Here is a 7,352-nt window from a genome sequence, read left to right on the forward strand (position 1 = left end):
AGACGGAAAGCACATTAAGTGCTTTCCTTTGCGTGCGGAACTCGCGATAAAGTTCATATGCGCCGCCCGGCTCCCGCGGCTCTCAGGGGCTCCCATCCCAAATGCGGAGCAAAGCTCCGCACACCATCTTTTTCTTTCAGCTAAAGCACGCCGGAAATTCGACGCAGCTGGCTAACCTTGCCGGACGTTGTCGACGCCAAACCAGCTCAGAAGCTATATCGATACAGAAAGGTCCCCGGACGGAGGGGCCGGATATAAGGTTTATCGCGAGTTCCGCACGCAAAGAAGGCCACTTAATGTGGCCTTCGTCTTGCGCAGGACTGTAGAGCAGGAAACCTTATATCCGGCCCCTCCGTCCGGGGACCGCGCCGTACCAGCTACAGCGTCATGTTTGGATCGGCGTCGACGTCGAACGGCGAGATTTCTCCTCGGTCGAATTTACGGCGGGCAACCTCTGCGATCATGGCGGCGTTGTCGGTGCACGCCGAAAGCGGTGGCACCGTTACGCGGATCCCCTGACGCCCAAGCTTCTTGATCATCATCTCGCGCAGATGCGGGTTGGCCGAGACGCCGCCACCGATGCAGTATTCCTTGCATCCGGTAGCGTGCAGTGCGTTTTTGGCCTTCTTGTACTGCACGTCAAAGACCGCCGCCTCAAACGAGGCCGCTAGATCGGGCAGGTGAATCGTGCGCCCGGCCTTGGTCTCCTGCTCGATGCAGAGCGTCACCGCCGTCTTGAGGCCCGAAAGCGAGAAGCGGTAGTCTCCCCTGCTGTTAAGCGCGCGGGGAAAATCGATCGCGCGGGGGTTGCCCGTCTCGGCAAGCTTGGAGATGATGGGGCCACCGGGATAGCCCAGGCCCAGCGCCTTTGCCACCTTGTCGAAGGCTTCGCCCACGGCGTCGTCGAGCGTCTCGCCGAGCACCTCGTAGTCGCCCCACGCCTTGACGTGAACAAGCATGGTATGACCGCCCGAGACGAGCGTGAAGATAAACGGCGGCTTGAGGTCGGGCTGCGCCAGCAAGTTGGCAAACAGGTGCCCCTCCAGATGGTTGACGCATACGAGCGGCTTACCGGCAGCGTAGGCAAAGCCTTTAGCAAAGGCAACGCCCACCACGAGGGCGCCCACCAGGCCCGGACCCTGTGTCACGCCCACGGCGGCAAGCTCGCTAGGGGCAATGGCTCCACCCTCAAGACCAAGCGATACTGCGGCATCCTCGAGCGCCGCATCCACGACGCTCACAATCACCTCAACGTGTTTGCGCGAGGCGATCTCGGGCACCACGCCGCCAAAGCGGGCGTGAAAATCAATCTGTGTCGACACCTGGTTGGCCAGCATATTGCCATCTGCATCGATAATCGCCACCGCCGTCTCGTCACAGGAGCTCTCGATAGCGAGCACTAGGCGGCGATGCTCAATCTCGACACGTTCCTCGGCAGAGCGCTTGGGCGCAGACAGGGGCCATGCGCGTTGCTCGGCTGCCGTCGGCTCGGGCGAGGCGTTATCGACCGGAAGCACGAGGGGAAGTGGGGCCGTCATGACGATGGCGTCCTTGCCGGCACCGTAATAGCCACGACGACGGCCAGCCTCGGTAAAGCCCAGAGCGTTATAAAGCGCGATCGCTCCCTCGTTACCGTCCTCGACCTCGAGCGAAGCCGTAGTGCAGCCGAGCATCTGGGCATCATAGCTCACGTGCGACAGCAGCTTGCGGGCAATGCCCTCACGGCGATGTGCCGGGTCGACGGCGACATCCAGAATCTGCACATCACCGTCCACGACCATACCGCCGGCAAGGCCCAGCAGCTTGCCGTCGTCGTGTGCCACCCACCAACTACGCGGCGCAGCGACGTCCTCGCCCAGTTCGGACAGGAACATGCCCGGCGTCCACGCCTCGTGTCCGGCACCTTCAAAGCAGGCGGCCTCCAGCGCGCTCGCGCCCTCGGCATCCGCCGCGCCCATGGGACGGAACTGCAGATGACGACCGGCGAGCTCATCGGCAACGCCCGTAATTTCGCTGTGCGCACTCTCGGCAAGACCAAGACGCTTGCGCTCGTTTTCCTCGGCATCCGAAAGGCGCGTGTAAATCGGCAGGACGCGGGCCGGATCGCCGTCGCCCGCAGCGTGCGCGAGCAGCAAGCCCTCGCCCGAAGGCCACCACAGGTCGCGCTCCACGCAGCGGACGGTCTCGTCCTCACCCAGCAGCTTGCCATAGCGCACAAGACCGTCACCGGTCAGCTGAACCTGGTCCCAGTCCGCTGCTTGGCGCCACTCATCGAGCGCCACGGCGGCCTTGACCACGTGTTCGCGCTCAAATTGACGCTCGGGACCCTCATCGACCAGCATATACAGCGCCGGATATACCTCACCGCGCATAGCATCGGCCAAGATACCAAGCTTGCCACGCACGCCAGCCTTCCACGCCGTCCAAGCGCAAGCGTCAAGCGTCGACACGCCCAGCAGCGGAACATTGGCACCACATGCGAGGCCCTTGGCAGTGGAGATGCCGATGCGCACACCCGTAAACGACCCCGGGCCGCGGCCGACCACGTAGCAACCAACATCGCTGCGATTCAGACCGGCTTGAGCCAGCACGCCATCAACGGTATTCACGAGCTCAACGTTGGCGTGACGGCGACACATGTGGTCGCCACTCGCGAGCTTCGTCTCGCCCGTCTGCCCATCAATCCAGCTTGCCGCGCAGGCAAGCATGTCGGTCGAGGTATCGAGCGCCACCACCAGCGCGTTGTCGTTATGCAAGCTCATCTTGTACAGCCTTATCAATCAAATGGGAAAGCTCCATTGCGCGGTCACCGTGCGCCTCGAGCGTTATCGTTCGCACATCGCTGTCGCCCTCATCACGCTTGAGCGTCACCGAAAGATACTCATCCGTCAGCTCGTCCTGGAATTGTTCGCCCCATTCCAGCAGGCAAGCACCCTCATAGCCCAGCACATCGAAAATGCCCGTATCCTCGAGCTCGTAGGCATGCTCCAAGCGGTATAGATCAAAGTGAAACAGCGGAATACGACCTTGATCGTGAACGGCCATGAGCGCAAACGTAGGACTCGTAACCATATGCCCATCGCCCAGCCCGCGCGAGACGCCCTTGGTAAAGTGAGTTTTGCCCACTCCCAGGCCACCGGTCAGGATGAGCACATCTCCGTCCTCAAGGCACGGTGCAATTAGCTCGCCAAAGTACTCCGTATCGGCAGCGCAAGTCGTTTTGTAAGTACCTACCCCCAGGCGCTCCAGGGACATATATGCTCCTTATTATTCCGAGGCGTCCTCTGGTGCGGGATGTCGCCCCAGATAGTCGCCCAGCATCTTAAAGTCTTCCTCCAGCAGCTCCTGCCACGCTGGATTGCGTAGCGCTGCTGCCGGATGGAAAGTGGGCATCACCACAAAGTGCCCCATCTGATGGAACCTGCCGCGCAGCTTGGTAATGCCGATCTCGGTCTTGAGCACAAAGTGCGTTGCGGGGTTGCCGAGCGTCACGATGATATCGGGCCAGATGCTTCGAATCTGCTCGCGCAAAAACGGTGAGCAAGCCAGCACTTCCTCGGGGCGCGGATTGCGGTTTCCCGGCGGGCGGCACTTAAGCACGTTGGCAATGTAGACGTCTTCGCGTTTGAGCCCCGCCAGCGACAAAATGCCGTTGAGGTCCTCGCCTGCCGCCCCCACAAAGGGCTCGCCCTGCAAATCCTCATTACGGCCCGGCGCCTCGCCAATAAACATCACGCGAGCGCGGGGGTTTCCCACGCCAAACACGATGTTGTGGCGCGACTGGTAAAGCTGGCAAAGGTGACAATCGCCCAGAACGGCCTCGATCTCCTCGAGTGCGACCTCACGCGGCGCCTGATGGCTATGGCCGGGAATGTGCATGACGCCCATAGCGACTCCTACACGTAGACCTTGTCGAGACGCATACCAAAGCCGCAAGCGACCTCGTAGTTAATCGTGCCGCGTAGGCGCGCCATCTCGTCCATGGTAATCTCGGCATCTCCATCGCGGCCGACAATGATCATCTCGTCACCATACTCGGCCTCGGGAATCTCATGCGCCGGGTTGGACTGAATGGCGACCATAAACTGGTCCATGCAGATATTGCCCACCTGACGCACACGCTCGCCGCGATACAGCACGTCCATACGATTGGAAAGCGTACGCGAAAGGCCATCGGCATAACCGATCGGAAGGGTGCAGATCTGAACGCGCGTGCGCGGTACGCGGTAGGTAAAGCCGTAGCCCACGCCCTCGCCCATCGCAGGATGCGCCACGCGCGTCACACGCGCGTGGACGCTCATGACGGGATCAAGCTGCATCACACGACCACTCAGCTCACATGGCTGCAGACCATACAAACCGATGCCGGCACGAATCATGTCAAAGTGCATTGAAGAATCGAGCATCGAGGATGGCGTATTGGCACAATGCACGATACCGCATTCAAAACCTGCGTCCTTAATGGCCTGAACGGCCTCGGTAAAACGCTGGCACTGCAGCTTGTAGTCCCAACCCGAAGGTTCATCGGCCGTGGCAAAGTGCGTAAATACGCCGTCGCACTGAATACCGCGATGGAAGCTGATGCCGCGGACAAAGTCGAGCACCTGTGTGTAGTGAACGCCGATACGATTCATGCCCGTCTCGATGGCAAGATGGTACTTGCCCACCTTGCCCGCCGCGACGGCGCATTCGCCATACGCGAGAGCAAAATCGGACGTATAGACCGAGGGCATGATATCGAACTCGAGCAATGCAGGAATAGCCTCGATAGGCGGCTCGCTTAGAATCAGGATGGGCTTAGTAATTCCGCCCTGACGGAGCCCAACGCCCTCGTTGACCGTCGCCACGGCAAACATGTCGGCACCAGCCGAATACATGATCTTAGCGCACTCAACAGCTCCATGACCATAAGCATCGGCCTTGACCACGCAGCACAGGCGCTGACGCGGATTCAACAAGTTCTTATAGGCTCTCGTGTTGCGACGGAGCGCCCCGCGGTCGATCTCGACCCAGGACCAGCGCGTCAAATCGGCTTTATTCATGATTAGTCATCCGACCCTTCGTCCATGATTCCCAGATCTTCGAGCGCATCCTTTGCCGCCAGCTCCATGGCAGGACCGATCAAGTCGATAAGATCGGTCGCGACAACGCTCTTCTCACCATACTCCGTCGCCGCGGCAAAACCGGCGTAGCTGTGAAGTGCGACGGCGTACGAATACAGCAGCTCCCAACGATCCATCTCGTCGCGCATGGTGGCAAGCGTGCCGGCCAATATACCCGCGAGAACATCACCAGAACCGGCAGTTGCCAGAGAAGCCGGACCCGAGAGTGGCAGCAGCACGCGCTCAACGCCACAGATAGCCGTCGTCGGCCCCTTGGCTATGACCACCAGATTGTCGGAGCCTGCAGCCCAGACAACCTTCTGCGCAGCTGCAATCGCGGTACCAAGGTCGTTCACCTCGTCACCGGCAACCAGACGCGAAAGCTCACGATAGTGCGGCGTCATAACCAACGGCTGCTCACGACGATACATCTCGGGGTTACTATCAATACCGTCAATGGCAATCTTAGCAAGGCAGTTGAGTGCATCGGCGTCCAAAATTAGCGGTACATCAAGCTCGAGCAAGCCCGAAACCACCTGCATAGCGCCAGCAGACGTCGTCATACCGGGACCGCACAGCACGCAGCTGTACTTCTTTGCGATCTCGCACACCGTCATGCGCGCAGCGGCGCCAAAGGAGCCGCGGGAATCAGACGGAATAGCAAAGACCGGAATCGAAGGAAGTGCCATGCGAATGAGATTGGCGCAGGCGTCAGGAGCCGCGACTGCCACGTAACCAGCACCCGCGCGAGCTGCAGACTTGGCCGCCATAATGGCAGCACCAGGATATTGCGCAGATCCGGCGACAATAAGCACGGAGCCACGGGAATACTTATCGATATTCGATGGTAGCGGAGCAAAGTAATCAACTAAGTCACCGGGCTCGACAATCTCGGCGGCGTGGTCGACATCATCGATGACCTCGTCAAGACGGTCGTAAAGATTGCCGCAGATCAAATCGCCAGCATACTCAGGACCATCAGCGCTATACAGACCAATCTTGGGCGCAATCATCGTCACCGTGCGCTCGGCACGAATGCAGTCGTCATCAACAACGCCCGTCTCGGCATTCAGGCCCGAGGGGACATCAATGGATACGACACAATCGGCGCATTCATTGACCGTAGGAATCCAAATGGAAAACGGCGCACGCAGATTCCCGTGGAAACCGGTACCAAAAATGGCATCGACAACAACATCGGCCTTATCGATCAAAACCTCGAGTTCGTCACGCGAGGGACCGACGCAAACGTGCACATCGCGGCCGGCAGTTCGACGAGCAACATGACGTGCCAGAGCAGCAGGAATCTCATCCGGCTCAACCGGAGAAACGATATCCACGTCCACACCCTTGTGGCTCAGGATATCGGCGGCAACCCAACCGTCGCCGCCATTATTACCAAAACCGACCAGAACGAGAACCCGATCGGGATTGAGCTTCAAGACCTCGTTGGCGGCAAACTCACCCGCTAGCTCCATAAGCTCGGCCTTCGAAGTCCCTTCGCGTTCGATGATATCCTCGAGACGAACGACTTCTTCGGTACTCAAAACCGGTTTCATCTATGCTCCTAGCGTATCTTGCGAAGCATCGCCCAGGTGCTCCGTCAATGCTGAATTCTGCAGCTGTTCAAGCTCATCTAAAACAGAGCGAGCCTCTTTAAATGTCTGCGCAACGCGTTTCTTGTTGCTCACTTTTTCTTCCTTAGGCTTAGGTCGAGCATCCTCGGTGATTGCAATGGCATTAGCGACAGCCAAGTCACCCGTAAGGGTAATAGAAAGAGCGACCTCGACAACACCCAAATCCTGGGCGATTTCGAGAGCACGACCAGAAAGCAAAGCCTTCGGTTTGCCGAGTTTATCACGCGTTACCGAAACATCCTTGCGACCTACACCTTGACTAAAACCCGTGCCGAGAGCTTTAAGCACCGCCTCGCGCGAAGCAAAGCGGCTCGCATAGTGAGCAGCGGGACGCGATGATGCATCGCAATACGCACGCTCTTCTTCGGTAAACACACGCCGAGCAAACGACGGCGTCTTTTCAAGAATTGATTTCATGCGGGAAATCTCGACGATATCAACGCCGATACCAGCTTCAGCCATGTTCACCTCCATATCGCACAGACTAAGTTATTGTAGCCCGTTCACAGAAGATGCGACAAACGAGGGTTATAAAACACAGCTACTATGTGAGACAAAAGCCCGTGAACGCAAAAAAGGGGGAGGCCGCGAGGCCTCCCCCTTCTCCATTCCA

The 7,352-nt window shown here is 59.0% G+C and carries 6 protein-coding genes; all 6 read right to left on the bottom strand.

What is annotated here, in order from left to right; genetic code table 11:
• Window positions 1-377: 377 nt before the first annotated feature.
• From tsaD to acpS, 6 genes are read right to left on the bottom strand one after another with little or no spacing between them, the layout of a single operon-like run.
• Window positions 378-2,762: a tRNA (adenosine(37)-N6)-threonylcarbamoyltransferase complex transferase subunit TsaD gene (tsaD, locus tag DW233_RS09790; protein ID WP_118267990.1), complete on the bottom strand. Its 2,385-nt coding sequence runs from the start codon at window positions 2,760-2,762 to the stop codon at window positions 378-380.
• Complete coding sequence (tsaE, locus tag DW233_RS09795) at window positions 2,749-3,255, bottom strand: tRNA (adenosine(37)-N6)-threonylcarbamoyltransferase complex ATPase subunit type 1 TsaE (protein ID WP_006235849.1); 507 nt, start codon at window positions 3,253-3,255, stop codon at window positions 2,749-2,751. The genes tsaD and tsaE overlap by 14 nt, the downstream gene beginning before the upstream one ends.
• A gap of 12 nt (window positions 3,256-3,267) precedes the next feature.
• Window positions 3,268-3,888, bottom strand: coding sequence for a uracil-DNA glycosylase (locus DW233_RS09800; RefSeq protein WP_117565042.1), 621 nt, complete (start codon window positions 3,886-3,888; stop codon window positions 3,268-3,270).
• A gap of 8 nt (window positions 3,889-3,896) precedes the next feature.
• Window positions 3,897-5,042, bottom strand: a complete 1,146-nt coding sequence (gene alr, locus DW233_RS09805; RefSeq protein ID WP_117798368.1) for an alanine racemase — start codon at window positions 5,040-5,042, stop codon at window positions 3,897-3,899.
• A 2-nt stretch (window positions 5,043-5,044) separates the two neighbouring features.
• Window positions 5,045-6,661, bottom strand: a complete 1,617-nt coding sequence (locus tag DW233_RS09810; RefSeq protein WP_118267992.1) for an NAD(P)H-hydrate dehydratase — start codon at window positions 6,659-6,661, stop codon at window positions 5,045-5,047.
• Window positions 6,662-7,201, bottom strand: coding sequence for a holo-ACP synthase (gene acpS / locus DW233_RS09815; RefSeq protein WP_055252164.1), 540 nt, complete (start codon window positions 7,199-7,201; stop codon window positions 6,662-6,664).
• Window positions 7,202-7,352: the final 151 nt, after the last annotated feature.

The organism is Collinsella sp. AM20-15AC (assembly GCF_003471405.1).
Lineage (GTDB): Bacteria > Actinomycetota > Coriobacteriia > Coriobacteriales > Coriobacteriaceae > Collinsella.